Raw genomic sequence first — 21,206 nt, 5'->3', positions numbered from 1 at the left:
TCGGGGCCAGATCCGGTGCAGATGTGACGGATGTGACGTCATGTAGCCCCTCCCGCCCGGCGCGGAGACGCGCACGTCACGCCCGGTGGGCGTCGATGATGATGCGCGCGGAGTGGGCGAACGTAGGCGCGATGCGGTCGGATCCGTCGAGATAGCCACCGACCAGAGCGGCATCGCGCAGCAGCACCAGCGCGCCGGCGACCTCGTCAGGGTCTCGCAACTGCGCCGCCGCGGCCAGGTCTCTGAGCGTTGCCCGGAACCAGTCGCGGTGCTGCGCGATGAGCTCTCGGACGGGGCCTTCGTCGGGATACTCCGCGGCGGCGTTGATGAACGGACACCCTCGCGTATGACGGTGGGCGATGTCGGCCTGGATGCCCCCGACGACGAGATCGAGCAGTCCGTCGGCAGCTCGCCCCGACGCCGCAACATCGTCGAACATGCCGCGGAGAACCGCATCCTCATTTCGGAGGTAGGCCAGCACGAGCGCCTCCTTTCCGGCGAACTGCTTGTACAGGGTGGCGCGGGTCACCCCGGCGACCTCGATCACCCGATCGACCCCGACCGAGTGGATGCCCTCGCGGTAGAACAACGCGGTCGCCGCGGCGAGCAGCCGGTCGCGGGCGGGGAGTCCGGAGGTGGCGATCTCGTCCACGGCGACGGCTTCGGGGCTCATGGTCACATTCTCCGTCATGTCGGGAATACTCTTGTGTGGATAGAACGTTCGGTCTACCATTCGATCATAGCCGCTGCACGACCCACTGAGGAGAACGACATGTCCACCACACGCAAGACCCCGATCGTCCTGATCCATGGACTATGGATGACGCCGAAGAGCTGGAACACCTGGGCCGAGCGCTTCCGGGCGGCCGGCCACGAGGTCATCGTGCCGGGCTGGCCCGGAATCGACGACCGTGCCGTGGACGACATCCGCCGCGATTCGGAGGCCCTGAAGGGCGTCGGCATCCACGACATCGTCGACCACTACGAGCGGATCATCCGCGCCTTGCCCGAGAAGCCGATCATCATGGGCCACTCTTTCGGCGGGCTGTTCACGCAGATGCTCGCCGACCGCGGTCTCGGGGTCTCCTACGTCGGAGTCACTCCCGGTCAGCCGGCCGGCATCACGACGCTGCCCCTGTCGACGCTCTGGACGGGGACCCCGATCCTGTCCAACCCGTTCGGCCGCAATGGGGCCAAGCCGCTGTCGAAGCGCCACTTCCACTTCACGTTCGGCAATGACCTCGATCGTGCCGCCTCCGACGCCCTGTGGGAGGAGTACGCCGTCAACTCCTACAACCGTGTCTTCTTCGAGGGGGTGGCGGCCGCCTTCAACGAGAAGGGCGGCGCATCGCACGTCGATTACGGCCGGAGCGACCGCGCTCCCCTGCTGATCATCACCGGCGAGATCGACCACGTCGTGCCGCCGGCGATCGGCGAGGCCATCGTGAAGAAGTACCGCTCCACAGGCAGTCCTGCCGTCGTCGACTATCGCGAGTTTCCCGGCCGGACGCACCGCATCGTCAGTCAGAGCGGCTGGGAGGAGGTCGCCGACTACGCGCTCGAGTGGGCGACCGCACACGCCGCGGCTTGACGAGACCGCAGGAACGACGAAGGCCGGAACCCCCGAGAGGATTCCGGCCTTCGCGTATGCGGTGTGCTTACCAGCTCGACTTCGTGACGCCGGGCAGCTCGCCCTTATGCGCCATGTCGCGGAAGCGGACGCGCGAGATGCCGAACTTCGACAGGTGGCCGCGCGGGCGGCCGTCGATGGCGTCGCGGTTGCGCAGGCGCACCGGCGACGCGTTGCGCGGGAGCTTCTGCAGACCCACGCGAGCGGCCTCGCGGGCCTCATCGGTGGCGTTCGGGTCGACGAGGGTCTTCTTCAGCTCGGCACGCTTCTCGGCGTAGCGGGCGACGACCTCTTCGCGCTGCTTGTTGCGCGCGATCTTGCTCTTCTTAGCCATGAGATCAGCGCTCCTCTCGGAATTCGACGTGCTTGCGGACGACCGGGTCGTACTTCTTCAGCACGATGCGGTCGGGGTTGTTGCGGCGGTTCTTGCGCGTCACGTAGGTGTAGCCCGTGCCGGCGGTCGAGCGCAGCTTGATGATGGGACGGACGTCCTGAGCCTTCTTCGCCATTAGAGCTTCACACCCTTCGCGAGGAGGTCCTTGACGACCGACTCGATGCCGCGGGCGTCAATGACCTTGATGCCCTTGGCCGACACGTTCAGCGTGATCTTGCGACCGAGCGAAGGAACGTAGTAGGTCTTCTTCTGCACGTTCGGGTCGAAGCGGCGCTTCGTCCGGCGGTGCGAGTGCGAGATGTTGTGACCGAAGCCGGGAACTGCTCCAGTCACCTGGCACACTGCTGCCATAGTGATTCTCCTTAGTACCGTGACACCGGACGGTGCCACCCAAGATCCCTTGTCTGCATCCACGCCTCATCCGGCCGTTTCGGGCCTGAGGTGAGGAGGGGATACGAACTGCGTGCTGGAGTGCGCGCAGACAAAGAGTCAGTCTAGCACGCGCGTCGGGTGACTCATGGACGGGCTCGATGCCGGGCGGCGAGCTCGTCGGCGAGCCGCACATAGTCCTCGTCGATCGTCTGCGCGTCGGGGTGGGCGTCGTACCAATCGACGATTTCCCGAGCGCCCTCGGGGATGCGCACCGTGGTGCGGAACTCCGGCACCCTCGACCGGAGCTTCGACGTGTCGAAGAGCATGGAATGCGCCTTGTCGCCGAGGAGGGCTGCTCCCCATTCGGGATCGACGGCGGCGATCGCGGCCGACGGGACGTGGACGAGGTCGGGCTCGGCGACACCGGCCGCCCGCGCGATCTCGGTGTAGATCTCGTTCCACGTCGGAGCGTCGTCGCCCGTGATGTGGAAGGCCTCGCCGACGGCGTCGGCGCGCCCCAGCAACCCGACGAATCCGCGTGCGAAGTCGGTGTGATGAGTGAGGGTCCACAGCGACGTCCCGTCGCCGTGGACGATCACGGGCTCCCCCGCACGCATCCGGGCGATCGCGGTCCATCCGCCGTCGATCGGGATGAGGGTCGGATCGTAGGTGTGCGAAGGCCGGATGATCGTCACGGGGAAGCCGGCCTCCCGATAGGCCGCGACGAGGCGGTCCTCGCAGGCGATCTTGTTCCGGGAGTACTCCCAGAAGGGGTTTCGCAGTGGAGTGGACTCCGTCACGGGGAGCCGGGTCGGCGGGGTCTGGTAGGCGGAGGCGGAGCTGATGAAGACGTACTGGTGCGTGCGCCCGGTGAACAGGCGAAGGTCGGTCTCGATGTGCTCCGGGACGAAGGCGAGGAACTGCGCGACGACGTCGAACTCCTCGCCTTCCAGCGCACGTCTGGCCGACACCTCGTCGCGGATGTCGCCGCGGTGCACGATGACGCCGTCGGGGACCGCGCGACGCTGCTCCCGCCCGCGGTGGAGGAGGTGCACCTCGTGTCCCTGACGGACGGCCTCGGCCACGCACGCCGTGCTGATGACACCCGTCCCGCCGATGAACAGCACGCGCAACGCCGACATGTCGTTCCCCTCTCGAGGGCTGAGCCTCGTGGTCAGTATCACATGGGCGATGTCACACCGGGCGCTCGCGTGCGTCGCGGGCGAGCTCGGCGGCGCCCCGTCCCCATCGGAACGGCGACACCGTGGGGTCGCCCGTGATCCAGAACCGCCACGGGAACGCCTCCGTTCCCGCGATGCCCGCCACCCCGACGCGCGGTCCCGTGGACACGCCCGACGGTGGCGTCTCGGGGAGGAAGAGGCGGGCGACCGCTCCCGCCTGAGGAACGCCCTGGATCGCATCGATCCCGTCGTGCACGGGGTGGCGGAGCCCGATCGCGTCACCGAGGCGCCCCGGGCCGCGGGCCAGTTCGCGGGCGGCGCGGGCTGCCGGACGCCGGAGTGCAGCCGCCTCCGCCCCTTCGACGATCTCGCCCGCCCGCAAGAGCACTCCGCCGGCCACTCCCTCGGGGCCGCACACGACGTTGACGCAGGAGTGGATGCCGTGGCTCAGATACACGTACAAGTGGCCCGGCTCGCCCCACATCGTCGCGTTTCGTGCCGTGCGACCCATGCGGGCGTGGGAGCCCGGGTCGGCGTGGTCGCCCGTCCCCTGGCCGTGGTAGGCCTCGACCTCGGTGAGCCTCACGGCCACCTCGACACCGTCGACCATCGTGCGCAGGAGGGCTCCCAGAAGGGACGGCGCCACCTCCCGCGGGAGGGCGGTGAGGGCCTCACGGGTCGCGGGCACGAATCCGGGAGCGCTCATCCCCGCGGCGCCCCCTGGCACCAGGAGATGTCGAACCCGCGGAGCGCGACGACCTCTTTCCCGTCAGCGAGGGAAACGACGTGGGTCTGCAGGCGCTGCGGCAGCGGAAGGAGGTATCCGTCGTACGGGTTGTCGACGACGTTCGGCGCGACCAGCAGCGCCGCGTAGCGCCCGCTGGGCGAGATGCATGCCTGGAGCAGTGCGTCGTCGGGCGGCACCGTGAACACCGAACGCGCGCCGGTGCCGGCGGCGTCGACCACGGCGACCGAGGTCTGCTCCACCGTCACCCCGTCCGCATCGAGGCGGGTGAGGAGCCGGAGGGTCGAGCCGTCGGCGAGCGCGAGCACCGACGACGCCTGACCGAGCCCGGGGTCGGTCGGAGCCACCTCCTTCTCCTCCGCCGTGGCGAGGTCGATGGCGAGGGGGCCGTCGGCGCGCTCCACGATCGCGACGGTGGAGCCTCGAGCGATGCTGTCGATCGCCACGGCGTTGCCGAGCGCGACCGGGTCGGCGGTCCGTCCCGAGGCATCGGGGGCCGAGACGAGGGTGAGAGCACCGTCGAAGGTGAGCATGAGGATCGTGTCGGTACCGGGGACGAAGCGCCAGTCGTCCACGCGCGAGTCGCCGCCGGTCCGCTCGATCGGCGTCGGGGGCGTCTGTGCCTGCGAGGCGGAGAGGGACGCGGTGAACAGGGCGCTCTCGCGGCCGACGTCGGCGCCGATGTCGGCATCGGTGAAGGTGTATCCGATGAGGTTTCCGCGGTCGGCGCTCTGTAGATCGGTGACGCTTCCCGTTCCGGGCAATGGCAGCTCGCGCTGACCGGCCCCGTCGAGGTCGGTCACGATGAGGTGCGACTGTCCGTCCGCATCCACCGTCGAGACCACGAGGTGCGAGGCCGTCGCACGGAAGTCCTCGATGTGGTCGTGCCGGAAGACGGGGACCGCAGCGTCGCCCGCGAGATCGGAACGGAAGATCGTGTCGCCCGCGTCGGACCTTTCGAGCAGGTAGACCTGGAGGGCGGGAGTGGTGAAGGAGTCCTCGATCGTCGCCGGGGGTCCGCCGCCGAGGCCGGCGACCCCGGCGATCCGCACCGTGTAGGTCGTGTCGTCCCACAGCGGGAGCGAGAAACGCAGGCCGACGGTGCGGCCGGAGGTGTCGACGGTGAAGTCGGCGGCGGGGCTGACGCTGACCTGCGACGGGTCGACCTCGGCGAGCGACTGCGTCGTGGTGAACAGGAGGCGTGAGCCGGAAGCGGTGACGGCAGCAGCGGGGTCAAACTCGGTGGCCGTGACGCGGGGTCCCTGCACGGTGGTGAGCGCGGCACCACCCAGGCCGATCGCCGCGAGAACGCCGAGGACGATCACGAACGATGCCGTGAATGCGCGTCCGCGGCGATGACGCGCCGAGGACCGGCGACGCTCCCCCTCGCGCGCGCGGCGACCGTCAGTACTCATACGGGTCCTTCGGCTGCGCGACGGGCTCGACCCTGCTCGCCGTGACCTGGAGCCGGCCATTGACGTCGCGGATCGTGCCGGTGACGGTGACCCACTGCCCCGTGTCGGGGGCATCACCGGCCGCGATGGGGATGCTGGCCGGCTGCGCATCGATGACACAGTGCGTGATGACGAGCCGGGTGAGGTCGAAGCCTCCCTCGCCCGGCGTCGCGAATCCGGTGAGCGTGACCTTCTCGCCGTCGAACGTCTCCGGGTTCGTCGCCGTCGCGAAGACACTCGACCACTCGCCCACTCCGAAGGTGGACGTGTCGCCCATGGCGGCGAGCGCGACCGTGTCCGCGCCCTGGAAGAGCGGGGCCGATCCGGTCTCCCGCGACATCGCGAGCTCCGCCGACAGCGTGGCCGGCGGCACCGTCACGATCGCCACGACGATTCCCGTCGCCACGAGTCCGCCCACGGCAGCGCCGACGCTGCTGCCGGTCACCCTCGACGCCCGGGAGCGATGGACGGCGCGCGCACCGTGATCGTGGTCATGCTCGGCGAGGCCCTGGCCGCGGTCGTCGTCGTGGTCGTGACCGTTTCCGTGGTCGTGACCGTGGTCGGCCTCTGCCCCCAGGGGCAGAGCGAAGCTCACGGCGGCGCCCACGAGCACGAGCACCGCCATCGAGATCGCGAACCAGTTGGAGGACGGGCTGATGTACAGGGCGAGCTGGTCGGTGAGGGCCAGCGCGATCGTCACGGCGGCGAGTCCCGCAGCAAGGCCGACACCGAGGAGCCGTGTGCCGAGGGGTCCGATCCGATCACGCAAGGAGATTCACCGCCCCTCCGATCGCGACGGCCGACAAGACGACCACCGCGACGATCCCCGCCAGCGCGCGGCTGCGGAAGGTCGTCCTCAGCAGGGCCAGCATCTTCACGTCGACGAGGGGGCCGACCAAAAGGAACGCCACGATCGACCCGGGCGTGAACGTCGAGGCGAACGACAGGGCGAAGAACGAGTCGACGTTGGAGCAGATCGAGACGATCATGGCGAGAGCGATCATCGCAACGATCGACAGCGCCGGGTTCGAGCCGATCGCCAGGAGCGCGTCGCGCGGCACGAGCACCTGCACCGCCCCCGCGACGCCCGAGCCGATGACGAGGGCGGGCATGACGGCGCGCAGCTCCACGACGAACTGGGCGAGGCTCCGCCGTGCCCGTCCGCCGCCCTCGGTCTCGACGATCTCGCACGTGGCCCGGAAACGATCGGTGACGAGTCCGTCGGGATCGGGGTGTCGGCTGTAGAGCCACCCGATGAGGTTGGCGATCGCATAGCCGCCGAGGAGTCGCGCGATGAGGATCCCGTCGTCGAACCCGAAGGCCTGGTGCGTGGTGATGATGACGATCGGGTTGACGATCGGCGCGGCGATCAGGAACGTCAGGGTCTCGGGCACGCTGAAGCCGCGCATGAGGAGCCCCCGGGCGAAGGGCACGTTGCCGCACTCGCAGACCGGGATGAGCATGCCCAGGAGCGACAGCACCGCGCGGCGCCCCCAGGCATTGCGCGGCATCCATCGTTCGATCACTCCCGGCGGCACCCACACCTGCACGACGATCGAGAGGATCACTCCGAGCACGACGAAGGGCAACGACTCGATGAGGACGCTGACGGCGAGGGTGAGGCCGTCCTGCGCTCGGGTGGGGAGCGCAGGACCTGGAGCGAGCAACGCGACGACGATGAGCGCGGCGACCAGCAACACTCCCGCCGCCACGGCGAGGATCTTCTTGCCCGGTGCGGGCTCGCCGACGCCGACGGGCTCCGTTCGTCGCGTGACGGTCACGCGCCCCTGCGGCGGTCCGGCGGGGCGGTCGGGCTGCGCGCGGCGCAGGTCGGCACGGCGCAGGTCCGCACGGACCACATCGGTCCGCGGCAGATCGGTCCGGGTCGGGTCGGAGGACCGCGGCTCGCTCAACGCTCGGCGGCCCCGGCGGCCGCGCACGCGGCGCACAGTCCGAAGATGTCGACGACGTGCTCGGCACGGGTGAACCCGTGGGCGGCGGCCGTGCGCTGTGCCCACTCCTCGACGTCGGTCGCCTTGATCTCGACGGTGGTGCCGCAACTGCGGCAGATCAGGTGATGGTGATGGCCCTCGCTCGAGCACGCCCGATAGATCGCCTCGCCCTCGGGACTCTGCAGCTGATCGGCCTCGCCGCCCGCCGCGAGGGTGGCCAGAGCGCGGTAGACGGTCGCCAGACCGATGCCGGTGTTCTCGTCGCGAAGGGTCGCGTGGAGATCCTGCGCGCTCACGAACCCTTGAGCGTCGGCGAGCGCCGTACGCACGCGATCGCGCTGCCAGGTGTTCCGCTGGGCCATGCCCCCGAGTCTACTCGCGCGGCTTCGGAGCGGGCTGGGAGCCGTCACGCTCGCGCGGCGCGAGTGACGCGTCCGCGGCGCGCACCGACAACCCGGCAGACGAGGTAGATCGCAAACGAGATGGTGGTGATGTACGGGCTCACCGGCAACGTGCCCATCACCGCGAGGAGGATCCCCCCGACGGCGGCGACGACCCCGAAGAGGGCCGACAGGACGGGGACCGCCAGGGGTCCGCTGGCGATGCGCAATGCCGCGGCGGCGGGGGTGACCAGGAGCGCCATCACGAGGAGCGCACCGATGATGTGCACGGCGACGGCGACGACGAGGCCCAGCAGCAGCATGAAGCCGAGCGAGACGACGGTCGTCGGGACGCCGCGCGCCGCCGCCGACTGCGGGTCGAGCGAGTCGAAGCGCAGCGGGCGCCAGATGAGGAGGAGGGCGAGCAGCACCGCCGCCGAGATCCCGATGAGCCATCCCAGCTGAGCGTTCTGGACCGACACGATCTGGCCGGTGAGCAGGCTGAACCGGTTGGCACTGCGTCCGTTGTAGAGCGAGAGGAAGAGGATCCCCAAGCCCAGGCCGAACGGCATGAGCACGCCGATGATCGAGTTGCGGTCGCGCGCCCGAGCGCCGAGCGACCCGATGAGCGCCGCCGCGATGAGGGAGCCGACGACCGAGCCGGTCACGACGTCCGCGCCCACCAGGAGCGCCGCCGCGGCGCCGGCGAACGACAGCTCGCTGATGCCGTGGACGGCGAAGGCCATGTCGCGCTGCATGACGAAGACGCCGATGAGCCCGCCGACGAGGCCCAGGACCGCGCCGGCCCACAGCGAGTTGGAGACGAGCGCGAGGATCTCCCCGTAGTCGGCCAGTCCACCGAAGAGGGCGTCGCCGATGTCGGCCCAGTTCACGCGGCACCCCCCTCGTGGAGGTGGTCGTCGTGATGGTGGTGGGAGGCGTCGGCGTCGGGAGCACCCACGACGACCAGGCGGTCTCCCGCCCGTAGGACGAAGACCGGAGCGCCGTAGAGGTCGGTCAGCACGGGCGACGTGAGGACGTCCTTCGGGGCCCCGAGCGTGAAGCGTCCGTTCGCGATGTAGAGGATGCGGTCGACCTTGCCGAGGATCGGATTGATGTCGTGGGTGACCAGGAGCACGGCGGCACCCGTCTTGCGGTGATCATCGATCAGGCGGACGACCGCCTGCTGATTGGCGAGATCGAGACTGGTCAGCGGCTCGTCGCACAGGAGGAGCCGCGGGTCGTCTGCCAGCGCCTGCCCCACGCGCAGGCGCTGCTGCTCCCCGCCGGAGAGCACACCCACGGGCTGATCGGCGAACGCGGAGGCGCCGACCGCCTCGACGAGGGCGTCGATGCGAGCCCGGTCGCCGCGCCGGGGGAACGGGAGCCCGAAGCGGTGACCGTCGACCCCGAGGGCGACGAGGTCCCGACCGCGCAGGGCCGTGTCGGTCAACGGACGGGCCTGCGGGAGGTAGCCGATTCGACGATTGCCGCGGCTACGGACCCTCTCCCCCAACGCCGTGATGGTCCCTTCGGAAAGAGGTTCGAGGCCCAGGATCGCGCGCAGCAGGGTGGTCTTCCCCGACCCCGAAGGACCGAGGACGGCGACGAGCTCCCCCGGACGGACGTCGAGGTCGAGCCCGCTCCACAGTTCTCGCTGCCCGCGCCGCAAGGCGGCTCCCCGGATGCGCAGCACCGACTCCGGCTGCGGGTCGTGCTCGGGGGTCACCGGTTCAGCGTAGCGGCGAGCGTCGCGATGTTGTCGGCCATCCAGGTGAGGTAGGTCTTGCCCTCGGGCAGGATCTCGGTGAACTCGATCACGGGGATGGCCGCCGCCTTGGCGGTGTCGATCACCTGCGTCGTCTCGGCACCGCCGGTCTGGGCGTTCGCGATGACGGCGCGGACGTCGCCCGCCTTCAGGAGCTTGTCGGCCTCCAGGAGAGTGGCCGGCGGAACGTCCTGACCCTCTTCGACCGCTTCGCTGAACGCCTCGGGCGTCACGTTGGTGAGCCCCGCCGCTGCCGTCAGATACAGCGGAACGGGCTCGGTGACGAAGATCTTGTCGCCCTCGTGCGCCGCGGCCACGTCGGCCAGCGACGTCTCGAGCTCGCCGATCCCGGCGACGAAGGTGCTGAGCCCCTTCTGGAATGTGTCGGCATCGGCCGGGGCGAGCTCGGTGAGCTCCTCGGCGATCGCCTCGGCGAGGTGCTCCATCGTGTGCGGGTCGTACCAGACGTGCTCGTTGAACCCCTCGATGTGATTGTGGCCTTCGTGATCGTGACCGTGGTCGTCGGCCGCATCGGTCTCGTCGCCGTGGTCATGATCGTCGGCGGCATCGGTCTCGTCCGCGTGATCGTGGCCGTCGCCCTCGGTGTGGTCGTGATCCTCGTTGCCGGGCCAATCGTGGGAGAACTCGGCCGCCGTGATGACGTGCGCGGAACTGCCCGTCGCCTCGATGAGACCGTCGACGAACGAGTCGTAGCCCCCGCCGTTCTCGATGATGAGATCGGCCTTGGAGACCGTCAGCTGGTCGGCCGCGGAGGCCTCGTAGGAGTGCGGGTCTTGACTGGTCGACGCGACGATCGAGGTGACGTCGACGGCGTCGCCGGCGATCGCCTCCACGATGTTGCCGTAGACGCTCGTCGAGGCGACCACCTGGATCTTGCCGTCGCCGTTTCCTCCTGTCGCACCGCCGGGTGTGGACGAACAGCCTGCGAGGACGAGGGCGGAGGCTCCGAGGAGCCCGACGAGGGCGAGAGGCGTGCGGGTCATGCGCTCAGCGTACGCCTACTGATAATCGTTATCAAAATCGGGAGGCGCCCCGGGGTGACGCTTCGGGGGTGGCGCTCCGGGGTGGGCTGCTTGTCGAGCACAACGGCGGACCCACGCGACGACATGCCGTCCGAACCCAATAGGACCGCGGCGTGTCGGCAGCACCATCCGCCGTTGTGCACCCACCCCCATGTCCTTGTGCACCCGCACCCCTGCCGTTGTGCACCCACCCCCATGCCGTTGTGCACCCGCACGCAGTCCGCCGCACGCTCCATCCGCTGATCCTCACCCGCCGGACGCACGGACACACGAGCGGACGGGCACGACGGCGGACAGGCACAACGGCGGGACCGAGCGGCGACACGCCGCCCGAGACCACCGCGATGACGGCGTGTTGTCCGCAGCATCCGCCGTTGTGCGCGGCCACGCGGCATCCGCCGTTGTGCTCGGGTGGTGCACCCATCCGCCGTTGTGAGACCGAGTGAACTCCGACGACGGGAGCGCACCGCGGATGGCATCATGAGAGAGCTCACATAAAGTGGAGGATTCGCGATGATCGCACACCGCTGGCGCACCGCAGCACTCTCGGTCACCGCCGTGCTCACGGTCGTTGCGGGGCTCCTCACATCGCCCACCGCCATGGCCGTCGGCGCCGACCCCGTCTCCGGTTCGTCGGCAGCCACCGCGGAGTCCGCCGCGCCGACGATCGCGGGCGACGCGACCACCGCGGGAACACTGTGGGTCGTCCCGGGCAGTTGGCCCGACGACACCCGCTTCTCCTACCAGTGGTACGCGGATGGCGCCCCCATCGACGGAGCGACGGGGAGCAGTTTGCGGCCGAGCTACGAACACGAGGGCATGCGGATACACGTCGTCGTCACCGGGGCGCTGCCGTCGGGTGAGAGCGAGTCCCGCGCCTCGACACCCACGGCGCGTGTGGGCGTCGTCCGAACTCCCGTGATCTCCGGCTCCCGCAAGGTCGGCGGCACGCTGCAGGCCACCGCCGACTGGACCTCCGTCTACACGCTGACGTACCAGTGGCTCATCGACGGCGCGCCCGCCGGTGGCGCAACCGGGCAGACCTACGTGGTGCCGGCGAGCGCCGAGGGGGCGAAGATATCCGTCCGGGTCACCGGGACGGCGGCCGGCTACGCGACCGGCTCCGCCACCTCTGCGGCGACCGCGCAGATCCTGCGCGTCGGAACGGTCACGATCGAGGGCGACGCCGTCGTCGGACGGACGATCGTTGGCGTGCCGGGAACATGGACCGACGGCACGAGTCTGTCGACGTCGTGGCTGGTGGATGGACGCAGCATTCAGCATCCCGGACGCGAACTGCTCATCACCGCGTCGATGCTCGGCAAGCGCGTCTCGTTCAGCGTGAGCGGAACGAAGGGCGGCTGGCACACCGGGTTCTCCTCGGCGACCACGGGCGAAGTGATCGCCCCCGGTAGCGTCGCCATCGCGGGAACAGCCGCCGTCGGACGGACGCTCACCGCAAAGCCAGCCGGCTGGAACGCGGCAACCACGTTCACCTATCAGTGGTCCGCCGATGGTGTCGACGTATCCGGAGCAACGGCGTCCTCCTTCCGTCCCACGGCGGGGCAGGCGGACAAACGGCTCACCGTTCGCATCAGCGGAGCCATGTCCGGTCGGTCCACCCTGGTCTCCGTCTCCGCGCCCACCTCGCGGGTCATGACCCCCGGGACACCGAAGATCAGCGGAAAGACCGTCATCGGCTCGGTCCTCACCGCCTCTCCGGGCACGTGGGCGCCTGGGACGACGCTGTCCTACCAGTGGTATGTCGGAGACATGGCAATGGTCGGCGCGAACCGGCCGACCTATCGCCTGGACGACCGGGCAGTCGACCAGCCGATCCGCGTGAAGGTGACCGCCAAGCGGGCAGGCTACGACGCCGTGTCGGTGACGTCGGCTCCCACTCAGCGGGCTGTGCGGATCCCGCAGGCCACTGTGTACGGAGACATGGCCGTGTACGGCACCGTGGCCGTCGATTTCGACAACACCTGGCGAAAGGGCACCACGCTCAGCTATCGATGGCTCCGCGATGGGAAACCGATCTCCGGCGCGTCCTCGTGGCGGTACGTCCTGAAGAAGTCGGACCTCGGCCACCGCGTGACTGCTCGGGTCACGGCGAAGATCCCGGGCTACGGCACGGTCGTGAAGACGACGCCGTCGATGGGCAAGGTCGGGACGAGCTACACGCCTCGACTCCGAGGGACTGCGCGGGTCGGGGCGACCCTGCGCTTCGAGATGACATCGTGGATGCCCGGCACGCGGTACTCCTACAAATGGATGTCGGACGGACACCCTGTGCCGGGTGCGCGGTCGAAGACCCTCGTGCTCTCGCCCGATCTGGTCGGCACGCGGATCACGGTCGTCGTCACCGGCAGGACACTTGGATACGCAACGGCCTCGGCCACGTCATCGCAGACGGCGAAGGTCGCCCGCACCGCGAAGCCGACGATCGGCGGTGTGGCGAAAGTGGGACAGCGACTGACGGCGAAGCCCGGCAAATGGACGACGGGAACCACCCTTCGTTACCAATGGCGAGCCGATGGGAAGGCGATTCCCCGCGCGACGAGGTCGACGCTGACCGTGACGACCTCTCTGCGGGGGAAGAAGATCACCGTCACCGTCGTCGGGACCAAACCGGGGTACACCACCGTCGCTCGCACATCGTCGGCCACACGCGCCGTCCGCTGATCCTCACCCGCCGGACACACGGACGGACGCACGGGCACAACGGCGGATCGGCGCACGGGCACAACGGCGGATCCGAGCGGCGACACGCCGCCCGAGACCGCCGCGACGACGGCGTGTTGTCCGCAGCATCCGCCGTTGTGCTCGGTGGGGCCTGCGGCGCGCGACTCAGTTAGGAATGCTGAGATCGCCGGGACTTGAGCGGTCCGCATGAACGCGAAGCTCGCCAGGTCGACGCCACCCGTCGCGGGAATCGAGTTCCGCGCGGGCGAGCAAAACGTTCCGGTGTTGGGTGTGAGACAACGCCGTGAGTGTGGCGGATGATGATTGAGGCCGTCTGCGGTACGGAGATCCGCGTTACTGGGCCGTCCACGTACGAACTTGTCGGCCTACCTTCGCTGCACCGCAGGGTTTACCTCATGCAGGGGGCAGTCTTTGCGCCACCGAACGAGATGCTGCGCTTCCGCGAAGGGTTCGACTCGGACTATGCCGAGTACTGGAGAGACTTCATGAGGCGTCCGGAGCCAGCGAGCCGTCCGCCTGGAACGCAACTCGCCGATGCCGGGGCAGAGATGGAAGCGACCGGCACGAATAGCTGAGCTACGTCGACGGCAGGATGCGAAGCTGAGGACACCCGTTCACCACACCGAGGGCGTGTCTCCTAACCGTTTGAGCCAGAGGACGATTGCTCGGAGGACGGCTGCTCCGCGGTAGGTTGGCAAGCCACCCCGAGAACGGTCGATCGCGTGATCAGGAGGCTCCCACCGCGGATTCCTGTGATTCGGGAGATCCGATTTTCAGGAGCAACTCGAATCCGGCGAGCGCAATCCCGCCGGCGGCGACCGTCAGTCGAGCAGGAGGGCGGGCTCTTCCAGGATGGAGGCGACGTCGGCGATGAAGCGGCTCATGCCGTCGCCGTCGATCACGCGGTGGTCGAAGGATCCCGAGACGGTCGTGACGAACCGCGGCCGCACCTCGCCGTCGACCACCCAGGGCTTCTGGCGGATCGTGCCCATGGCGACGATGCCCGACTCACCGGGGTTGATGATCGGCGTTCCCGCGTCCATCCCGAACACACCGATGTTGGTGATCGTGATCGTGCCGCCCTGCTGGTCGGCGGGCGAGGTCTTCCCCTCGCGCGCCGTGAGCGTCAGCCGCTCCAGAGCCCGCGCCAGCTCCCGCATGCTGAGATCCTGCGCGTCCTTGATGTTGGGGACGAGGAGCCCTCGCGGAGTGGCGGCGGCGATACCGAGATTGACGTAGTTGCGGACACGGATCTCGGCCGAGCCGTCTTCGCGGTCGATCCACGCGGCCCCCACCATCGGCGTCCGGCGCACGGCCCAGATCACGGCACGCGCCATGATCAGCAGCGGCGACACCTTGATGTCGGCGAAGTCGGGCGAGGCCTTCAGCCGCTTCACGAGCTCCATCGTGCGCGTCGCATCCACGTCGGTCCACACCGACACGTGCGGCGCCGTGTAGGCCGAACGCACCATCGCCGACGAGGTGGCCTTGCGCACGCCCTTGACCGGAATGGCCTCCTCGCGCCCCTCGACGAGGGCCGGAGGGGACACCGGGGAGGGCGCTTCGGGAGCGACGGGGATCGTCCGCTCACGTTCGGCGGGAAGATCGGGAGTGGCGATGTTGCGGAAGACGGAGGCCTGGTCGGCGTGGCGGACGACGTCGTCGCGAGTGACCTCTCCGGCGGGACCGGACGGCACGACGTCGGACAGATCGACACCGAGATCGCGGGCGAGCTTGCGCACGGGAGGCTTGGCGATCACGCCGGCCGAGGCGCGGACCGCCTCGGCACGCACGGGCTTCTTGGACCGGCGGCTGGAGACCGCACCGCCGGTTCCGTAGCCGACGAGCACGGAACCCGCCGCGTCCGCCTCGGGCTCGGCCGGCTTCTCGCCGTGCTCGCTCTGCCCGGCAGCCGCATCGGGCTGGGCCGCCTCGCCGGCGATCGTGATGATCGGGGCGCCGACGGTGACGGTCTCGCCCTCGGCGACGAGCAGTTCCCCGATCGTGCCGGAGAAGGGCGACGGCAGCTCGACGAGCGACTTCGCCGTCTCGATCTCCACGATGACGTCGTTGACCTCGATCTGGTCACCGGGCCCGACGCGCCACTGCACGATCTCGGCCTCGGTCAGCCCCTCGCCGACATCCGGGAGGTGGAAGGTCTGGTTGCTCATAGCGGCTCCAGTCAGTAGGCGAGGGCGCGGTCGACGGCCTCGAGGATCCGATCGGCATCGGGAAGGTACTGCCCCTCGAGCTTCGCGGGAGGGAACGGAGTGTCGAAGCCGGACACGCGCAGCACCGGCGCTTCCAGAGCGAAGAACGCCTTCTCCATCACCGTGGCCGCCACCTCCGAGCCGAGCGAGGTGAATCCGGGCGCCTCCTGCGCGTAGACCATGCGGCCGGTGCGGCGCACGGAGTCGAGGATCGGGCCGTAGTCGATCGGCGAGAGAGAGCGGAGGTCGATGACCTCGCACGACGTTCCCTCGCCCTCGGCGAGAGCCGCCGCCTGCAAGAGCGTGGTGACCATCGCACCGTGCCCGACGAGGGTGACGTCTGTGCCCCGGCGGACCACCCGCGACGCGTGCAAAGGCAGGGCGCGGGCGGTGGTGTCGACCTCGCCCTTGAGCCAGTACTTGGCCTTGGGCTCGAGGAACACCACCGGGTCGTTCGAGGTGATCGCGTCCTGGATCATCCAGTACGCGTCGTTGGGCGTCGACGGAGAGACCACGCGCAGGCCCGGGGTGTGCGTGAAGTACGCCTCGGGGCTCTCCTGGTGGTGCTCGACCGCGCCGATGTGGCCGCCGTAGGGAATGCGGATCACGACCGGGAAGGACATCGCGCCTTCATGCCGATTGGTGAGCTTGGCCAGCTGCGAGGTGATCTGATCGAAGGCGGGGAAGACGAAGCCGTCGAACTGGATCTCGCAGACGGGGCGGAAGCCGGCCATCGCGAGGCCGATCGCGGTACCGAGGATGCCGGACTCCGCCAGCGGTGTGTCGAGCACGCGTCGCTCGCCGAACTCCGCCTGCAGTCCTTCGGTCACACGGAAGACGCCCCCCAGGCGACCGATGTCCTCACCCATCAGCAGAACGTGATCGTCGGCGGCCAGGGCGGCCCGCATGCCGGCGGTGAGGGCCTTGGCGAACGGAAGGGTCTCGCGCGATGCGGGGGCCTCGTCGGCTCGCTCGGCCTGCGAGGGGTCCGTCTGGGGAGAAACGGCGATCCGGTCCATCAGTTGCCTCCCTCGAACGACGCCTCGTAGTCGGACAACCACCGTCGCTGTTCGTCGATCAGCGGATGCGGCTCGCTGTACACGTGGGCGAACATCACGTCGCGATCGATGTCGCCGAGGGCATTGGTGCGCGTGCGAATGTCATCGGCGTAGGCCGCGGCCTCGGCATCGACCTCCGCGAAGAAGGTGTCCGCGGCCCCACGGGCCTGGAGATAGGCGCGCATCCGCGCGATGGGGTCGCGCTCCGCCCAGGCCCGCTCCTCGTCGGAGGTGCGGTACTTGGTGGGATCGTCGCTGGTCGTGTGGGCGCCCATGCGATACGTCAGCGCCTCGATCGCGCGGGGCCCACCACCGGCGCGCGCTTCGTCGAGGGCGACGCGGCTCACGGCGTAGCTGGCGAGCACATCGTTCCCGTCCACCTGCACCGAGGGCATTCCGTATCCGTCGGCGCGGCGGAACAGCGGCGAGCGCGACTGCGTCGTCACCGGCACCGAGATGGCCCAGTGGTTGTTCTGCAGGAAGAACACCTGGGGCGTGGCGTAGCTGGCGGCGAACACCATCGCCTCGTGCACATCGCCCTGACTCGACGATCCGTCGCCGTAGTAGACGATGACGGCCTCGTCGCGCTCCACGTCGCCCGAACCGGATCGTCCGTCGAACGCGAGGCCCATACCGAACCCGGTGGCATGCAGAGTCTGCGACCCGAGCACCAGCGTGTAGATGTGCGTGTTGCCGTTCTTCGGATCGGTCGGATCCCATCCGCCGTGCGTGAGCCCACGCATGACGCGGATGATGTCGATCGGATCGACGCCGCGGATGGTGCACACGACGTGCTCGCGATACGAGGGGAAGAGGTGGTCTTGCGGGCGCGCGGCGCGGGCGGAGCCGACCTGAGCGGCTTCCTGCCCGAAGGACGGCGGCCACAGGGCCAGCTGCCCTTGACGCTGGAGGTTCGTGGCCTGCCGGTCGAAGGCGCGCACCACGACCATGTCGCGGTAGAACGTCTCGAGTTCGGCGTCGCTCAGGGCCTCGATCAGGGGGACGTAGCGCTCGGCCTCCGCAGTGGGGGCGAACGTCCCGTCCGCCGCCAGAACGCGCACGAGAGCCGGGTCGTCAGACGGGGTCATGTCTCCACGCTAACGCTCCCCCCATGCGCCGGACCGCATGAGATCGACAACGGAAGGGCCGTTTCGCGGTGTCAGGCGGACAACTCGCGCGTGCACGACGGCGGATGTCGGCGGGCACGGCGGCGGGTCCGACGGACCATTCCCATGCACAACGGCGGACGAGGCATGCGCTCCCCCGGCGTGTTGCGCGCGGGGTGCGGCGTGTTGGAGCCCACATCCGCCACTGTGCACGTCCGCCACTGTGCACGTCCGCCGTTGTGCACGTCCGCCGTTGTGCACGTCCGCCGTTGTGTGCGTCCGCCACTGTGCACGGATCCGGGTCAGGGGGCGGGGAGCACGTTCCGCTGGGCCAGGTCGCCGAGCCAGGCCAGGCTCGGCTTGGGCGTTCGGACGAAGGTCTCCCGATCGACCCCGATCAGGCCGAAGGTGGGACGGAAGGACCCCCACTCGTAGTTGTCGAGCAGCGACCAATGGAGATAGCCGCGCACATCACAGCCGTCGGCGACAGCGGCCGCCAGACCCTGCAAGGCGCCCGTCGTGTAGTCGATACGGCGTGCGTCGTCGGCGGTGGCCATGCCGTTCTCGGTGACCATCATCGGAATGCCGCCGGTGACCTCGCGCGTATGCCGCAGGGCGTGGCCCAGAGCCTCGGGGTAGTACTCCCATCCCGTGAGGGTGCGCTCGACATCGTCGGGGAAGGGAACCGGGCCGTCGGCGCCGATGATCGTGCGCAGGTACGACTGCACTCCGATGAAGTCGTCGTCCCGAGCCTGCTCGAGGTAGTAGTCCTCGCGCCAGTACCCCCACTCGTCCCGCTCCTTCTCGAAGCCGGGGACGGCCTGGAACACCTGGTTGGCGACCGACCAGCCCGCCTTCACGTGACCGAGACCGCGAAGCACCTCGACCGACGCGTGGTGCGCCGCGGCGATCACCTGGGCGACGTGCGGCGAAGGGCCCGGGAAGTTGACGCCGTTGTCGGTGTCGATCTTCGCCTCGTCCTGATTGACCATCATGTTGGGCTCGTTGATGGTGACGACCCACTCGACGTCGTCGAGGATCGCGGTGGCCGTCTCGGTGTAGCGGCGGAAGCGATCGACCACGTCGTCGGCGTACCAGCCGCCGTCGCGTCCCTGCCAGCGCGGAACGGTGAAGTGGTGGAGGGTGACGATCGGCTCCACCCCGGCATCGCGGCACGTGTCGATCATGCGGCGATAGTGGTCCAGCTGTGCGCGGGAGACGACACCCTTCTCGGGTTCGATGCGTGCCCATTCGATCGAGAACCGGTAAGCCGTCAGGCCCCCCGCGGCGAGCAGGGCGATGTCCTCGGGGTAGCGGTGGTACGAGTCCACCGCATCGCCGGAGGGCTCCTGGACGGTGGTGTTCTCGGAGTACTCGTACTCCCAGTGGCTCGTATTGACGTTCTGCCCTTCGATCTGGTGCGCCGCCGTGGCAGCACCCCAGATGAACCCCTCGGGAGCGGGGACGGTCTCGCCGGAGTACGGGGTCGTGGCGGTCATGCGCTGTTCCTTTCGCTGGAGTCACGGTCGGCGGAGTCGCGGTCGGTGGGGCCGGGGTCGAGATCGCGGGTCGAGTCGGGGGCGACACCCAGCGAGGCGAGGTCGACCACGGCGCACCCGAAGGGGTCGAGGCGCAGCACCCCGGCATCGACGCGTGCGCGGTGACCGAGGAGGATCGCGCCGTCGCCGTCGATCGCGACATCGCGCAGCGCACCCGACGGATTGAGGGCGACGAGCAACGAACCCCTCCGGAAGACGAAGGGCGCGCCGGTGCTCAGCACCTCCACGGGGGCTCCGGCGGCGAGGCGGTCGTCGGAACGCCGGAGCGCCACGGCGGCGCGGACGAAGCGGAGGAGCGAGTCACCGTCGGCGAGCTGATCGGCCACGGTCGGACGCAGCGGGTCGAGATCCTGCGGCAGATAGCGCGACTCGTGGACGACGGCGGCCGAGGCCGGCAGATCCCCCCACGCCATCGGCGTCCGCGATCCGGCGCGCTCGTACGTCGGCCCGAGCGAGGAGCCCTCATGGGAGGCGAGGCCCGGAACGTAGCGCATGCCGATCTCGTCGCCGTAGTAGATCGAGGGCAGCGCCGGCCAGGTGAGGGCCAGCAGCAGCGCCGGTCGCACCTGATCGGCCGTGCGGTCGCCGGCGACCAGCCGAGTGAAGTCGTGATTGGCGGTGGGAAGGCCCGGAATGCCGGAGCTCCCCGCCGCGGCGATCGCGTCGCGCACATGCTCCCACGCCGCCACGAACGTGTCGGCATCCCCCTCGCCCGAGGCATCGGCCCACGCGATCCGGGGCTCCCAGGCCTCGTGCACGGTTCCGGCACCGTTGTTCCACAGCGACTTGAGCGGCGCACCGTCGTCGTCTCCGCCGAACTGCAGAAAGAAGTCCACGTCGAACCCGGCGGGAACGGCGCGCGCCGGATCTCCCCACTCCGAAATGAGGATGTTGCCGGGGTGACGGGCGTCGAGGCGGGCGCGCACGTCGGCCCACAGTCGGCCGGTCTCCACGTGCCCCGGGTCGTCCTTGACGAGCGAGGCGGCCATGTCGACGCGGAACCCCTGGGCGCCGCGGTCGTACCAGTGGCCGATGATCTCGACGAGGGCGTCACGGTTGCGGCGTGGGCCGGCGGCGTCCACCGGCTGCCGCCACGGCTCGTTCGGATCGGGGCGGGCGTACCCGAAGTTCAGGGCAGGCTGGAACTCGAAGAAGTTGGGCTTGTAGAACTGGCCGCGCGCACCGGGCCCGCGAACGAACCCGGGTGCGGCGACGGGACTCCAGACGTACCGGTCGTCGTCGGGGTCGTCTGCCGACGCCCGGAACCAGTCGTGCTGGTCGGACGTGTGACCGGCCACCAGATCGAGCAGTACCGCGATCCCCCGCGCGTCGGCCTCGGCGACGAGGCGGTCCCACGCGGCATCTCCGCCGTAGCGCGGATCGATGTGGAGGAAGTCGGCGACGTCGTACCCGGCGTCGCGCATCGGCGAGACGAAGCACGGGTTGATCCAGACCGCATCGACACCGAGCCAGGAGAGATGATCCAGCCGCGCCGCGAGACCGTCGAGGTCGCCCATGCCATCGCCGTCGGCATCGGCGAAGCTCTGCGGATACACCTGGTAGAGCACGATGCGGTCCAGTCGATCCCGCAGCGTGCCGGGTCGTGTCTGCGTCGCCATCGGTGGCCTCCTGCCGTCGCGTCGTTGCG

The 21,206-nt window shown here is 69.4% G+C and carries 20 protein-coding genes; 2 read left to right on the top strand and 18 right to left on the bottom strand.

Annotated features, from left to right (window positions below; genetic code table 11):
* Positions 1 to 76 precede the first annotated feature (76 nt).
* Positions 77 to 673 (bottom strand): TetR/AcrR family transcriptional regulator, encoded by a 597-nt coding sequence (locus tag QM591_RS02475; RefSeq protein ID WP_415129256.1) that lies wholly within the window; start codon positions 671 to 673, stop codon positions 77 to 79.
* 99 nt (positions 674 to 772) lie between these two features.
* On the opposite strand from QM591_RS02475, the gene QM591_RS02470 reads away from it, so the two are divergent.
* A complete protein-coding gene (locus tag QM591_RS02470; protein ID WP_415129254.1) occupies positions 773 to 1,591 on the top strand; it encodes an alpha/beta hydrolase in 819 nt (272 codons plus the stop codon).
* A 67-nt stretch (positions 1,592 to 1,658) separates the two neighbouring features.
* Here the strand turns inward: QM591_RS02470 and rpsN are convergent, their stop codons facing one another.
* The 12 genes from rpsN to QM591_RS02410 form a co-directional block, all read right to left on the bottom strand.
* Positions 1,659 to 1,964 (bottom strand): 30S ribosomal protein S14, encoded by a 306-nt coding sequence (rpsN, locus tag QM591_RS02465; protein WP_067165504.1) that lies wholly within the window; start codon positions 1,962 to 1,964, stop codon positions 1,659 to 1,661.
* A gap of 4 nt (positions 1,965 to 1,968) precedes the next feature.
* Positions 1,969 to 2,139, bottom strand: coding sequence for a 50S ribosomal protein L33 (gene rpmG, locus QM591_RS02460; protein ID WP_029145259.1), 171 nt, complete (start codon positions 2,137 to 2,139; stop codon positions 1,969 to 1,971).
* Positions 2,139 to 2,375, bottom strand: a complete 237-nt coding sequence (rpmB, locus tag QM591_RS02455; protein WP_060959747.1) for a 50S ribosomal protein L28 — start codon at positions 2,373 to 2,375, stop codon at positions 2,139 to 2,141. Before rpmB ends, rpmG begins: the two co-directional genes overlap by 1 nt.
* Positions 2,376 to 2,539: 164 nt before the next feature.
* Positions 2,540 to 3,538: an SDR family oxidoreductase gene (locus tag QM591_RS02450; protein WP_415129251.1), complete on the bottom strand. Its 999-nt coding sequence runs from the start codon at positions 3,536 to 3,538 to the stop codon at positions 2,540 to 2,542.
* 52 nt (positions 3,539 to 3,590) lie between these two features.
* The gene (locus tag QM591_RS02445; RefSeq protein ID WP_415129249.1) at positions 3,591 to 4,283 is read right to left on the bottom strand and encodes a DNA-3-methyladenine glycosylase; all 693 of its coding nucleotides are present in this window, start codon (positions 4,281 to 4,283) and stop codon (positions 3,591 to 3,593) included.
* Entirely contained in the window at positions 4,280 to 5,737 is a 1,458-nt protein-coding gene (locus QM591_RS02440) for a hypothetical protein (RefSeq protein WP_415129247.1), read from the bottom strand. The genes QM591_RS02445 and QM591_RS02440 overlap by 4 nt, the downstream gene beginning before the upstream one ends.
* Entirely contained in the window at positions 5,727 to 6,545 is an 819-nt protein-coding gene (locus QM591_RS02435; protein ID WP_415129245.1) for a TIGR03943 family putative permease subunit, read from the bottom strand. The genes QM591_RS02440 and QM591_RS02435 overlap by 11 nt, the downstream gene beginning before the upstream one ends.
* Positions 6,538 to 7,476: a permease gene (locus QM591_RS02430; protein ID WP_415129443.1), complete on the bottom strand. Its 939-nt coding sequence runs from the start codon at positions 7,474 to 7,476 to the stop codon at positions 6,538 to 6,540. The genes QM591_RS02435 and QM591_RS02430 overlap by 8 nt, the downstream gene beginning before the upstream one ends.
* Positions 7,477 to 7,685: 209 nt before the next feature.
* A complete protein-coding gene (locus QM591_RS02425) occupies positions 7,686 to 8,090 on the bottom strand; it encodes a Fur family transcriptional regulator (RefSeq protein WP_415129243.1) in 405 nt (134 codons plus the stop codon).
* A gap of 44 nt (positions 8,091 to 8,134) precedes the next feature.
* Positions 8,135 to 9,001, bottom strand: coding sequence for a metal ABC transporter permease (locus tag QM591_RS02420; protein ID WP_415129241.1), 867 nt, complete (start codon positions 8,999 to 9,001; stop codon positions 8,135 to 8,137).
* Complete coding sequence (locus QM591_RS02415) at positions 8,998 to 9,837, bottom strand: metal ABC transporter ATP-binding protein (protein WP_415129239.1); 840 nt, start codon at positions 9,835 to 9,837, stop codon at positions 8,998 to 9,000. The genes QM591_RS02420 and QM591_RS02415 overlap by 4 nt, the downstream gene beginning before the upstream one ends.
* On the bottom strand, positions 9,834 to 10,880 hold the full coding sequence (locus tag QM591_RS02410; RefSeq protein WP_415129237.1) for a metal ABC transporter solute-binding protein, Zn/Mn family: 1,047 nt from the start codon (positions 10,878 to 10,880) through the stop codon (positions 9,834 to 9,836). The genes QM591_RS02415 and QM591_RS02410 overlap by 4 nt, the downstream gene beginning before the upstream one ends.
* 552 nt (positions 10,881 to 11,432) lie before the next feature.
* Here QM591_RS02410 and QM591_RS02405 point away from each other — a divergent pair.
* Positions 11,433 to 13,604 (top strand): hypothetical protein, encoded by a 2,172-nt coding sequence (locus QM591_RS02405; protein ID WP_415129235.1) that lies wholly within the window; start codon positions 11,433 to 11,435, stop codon positions 13,602 to 13,604.
* An 842-nt stretch (positions 13,605 to 14,446) separates the two neighbouring features.
* On the opposite strand, the gene QM591_RS02400 is transcribed toward QM591_RS02405, so the two are convergent.
* The 5 genes from QM591_RS02400 to QM591_RS02380 form a co-directional block, all read right to left on the bottom strand.
* Positions 14,447 to 15,796: a dihydrolipoamide acetyltransferase family protein gene (locus tag QM591_RS02400; RefSeq protein ID WP_415129233.1), complete on the bottom strand. Its 1,350-nt coding sequence runs from the start codon at positions 15,794 to 15,796 to the stop codon at positions 14,447 to 14,449.
* Positions 15,797 to 15,807: 11 nt separating this feature from the next.
* Positions 15,808 to 16,854 carry an alpha-ketoacid dehydrogenase subunit beta gene (locus tag QM591_RS02395; RefSeq protein WP_415129231.1) on the bottom strand — a complete coding sequence of 349 codons (1,047 nt, stop codon included), beginning with the start codon at positions 16,852 to 16,854 and terminating at the stop codon, positions 15,808 to 15,810.
* Positions 16,854 to 17,981 carry a thiamine pyrophosphate-dependent dehydrogenase E1 component subunit alpha gene (locus tag QM591_RS02390; protein ID WP_415129229.1) on the bottom strand — a complete coding sequence of 376 codons (1,128 nt, stop codon included), beginning with the start codon at positions 17,979 to 17,981 and terminating at the stop codon, positions 16,854 to 16,856. The genes QM591_RS02395 and QM591_RS02390 overlap by 1 nt, the downstream gene beginning before the upstream one ends.
* Positions 17,982 to 18,301: 320 nt before the next feature.
* Positions 18,302 to 19,498 (bottom strand): glycoside hydrolase family 1 protein, encoded by a 1,197-nt coding sequence (locus tag QM591_RS02385; RefSeq protein ID WP_415129227.1) that lies wholly within the window; start codon positions 19,496 to 19,498, stop codon positions 18,302 to 18,304.
* On the bottom strand, positions 19,495 to 21,177 hold the full coding sequence (locus QM591_RS02380; RefSeq protein WP_415129225.1) for an alpha-amylase family glycosyl hydrolase: 1,683 nt from the start codon (positions 21,175 to 21,177) through the stop codon (positions 19,495 to 19,497). The genes QM591_RS02385 and QM591_RS02380 overlap by 4 nt, the downstream gene beginning before the upstream one ends.
* Positions 21,178 to 21,206 lie beyond the last annotated feature (29 nt).

Source organism: Microbacterium sp., assembly GCF_047607225.1.
GTDB lineage: Bacteria > Actinomycetota > Actinomycetes > Actinomycetales > Microbacteriaceae > Microbacterium.
The sequence above is the reverse complement of the archived record's forward strand: the minus strand, read 5'-3'. Positions and strand labels throughout refer to the sequence as shown.

Bases quoted from the DNA above. Each gene is read 5' to 3' on its own strand.
- QM591_RS02410 (WP_415129237.1), bottom strand. From the start codon at position 10,880: ATGACCCGCACGCCTCTCGCCCTCGTCGGGCTCCTCGGAGCCTCCGCC.
- QM591_RS02395 (WP_415129231.1), bottom strand. From the start codon at position 16,854: ATGGACCGGATCGCCGTTTCTCCCCAGACGGACCCCTCGCAGGCCGAG.
- QM591_RS02385 (WP_415129227.1), bottom strand. From the start codon at position 19,498: ATGACCGCCACGACCCCGTACTCCGGCGAGACCGTCCCCGCTCCCGAG.
- QM591_RS02405 (WP_415129235.1), top strand. From the start codon at position 11,433: ATGATCGCACACCGCTGGCGCACCGCAGCACTCTCGGTCACCGCCGTG.
- QM591_RS02445 (WP_415129249.1), bottom strand. From the start codon at position 4,283: ATGAGCGCTCCCGGATTCGTGCCCGCGACCCGTGAGGCCCTCACCGCC.
- QM591_RS02450 (WP_415129251.1), bottom strand. From the start codon at position 3,538: ATGTCGGCGTTGCGCGTGCTGTTCATCGGCGGGACGGGTGTCATCAGC.
- QM591_RS02425 (WP_415129243.1), bottom strand. From the start codon at position 8,090: ATGGCCCAGCGGAACACCTGGCAGCGCGATCGCGTGCGTACGGCGCTC.
- rpsN (WP_067165504.1), bottom strand. From the start codon at position 1,964: ATGGCTAAGAAGAGCAAGATCGCGCGCAACAAGCAGCGCGAAGAGGTC.
- QM591_RS02475 (WP_415129256.1), bottom strand. From the start codon at position 673: ATGAGCCCCGAAGCCGTCGCCGTGGACGAGATCGCCACCTCCGGACTC.
- QM591_RS02400 (WP_415129233.1), bottom strand. From the start codon at position 15,796: ATGAGCAACCAGACCTTCCACCTCCCGGATGTCGGCGAGGGGCTGACC.
- QM591_RS02380 (WP_415129225.1), bottom strand. From the start codon at position 21,177: ATGGCGACGCAGACACGACCCGGCACGCTGCGGGATCGACTGGACCGC.
- rpmG (WP_029145259.1), bottom strand. From the start codon at position 2,139: ATGGCGAAGAAGGCTCAGGACGTCCGTCCCATCATCAAGCTGCGCTCG.
- rpmB (WP_060959747.1), bottom strand. From the start codon at position 2,375: ATGGCAGCAGTGTGCCAGGTGACTGGAGCAGTTCCCGGCTTCGGTCAC.
- QM591_RS02470 (WP_415129254.1), top strand. From the start codon at position 773: ATGTCCACCACACGCAAGACCCCGATCGTCCTGATCCATGGACTATGG.
- QM591_RS02390 (WP_415129229.1), bottom strand. From the start codon at position 17,981: ATGACCCCGTCTGACGACCCGGCTCTCGTGCGCGTTCTGGCGGCGGAC.
- QM591_RS02440 (WP_415129247.1), bottom strand. From the start codon at position 5,737: ATGAGTACTGACGGTCGCCGCGCGCGCGAGGGGGAGCGTCGCCGGTCC.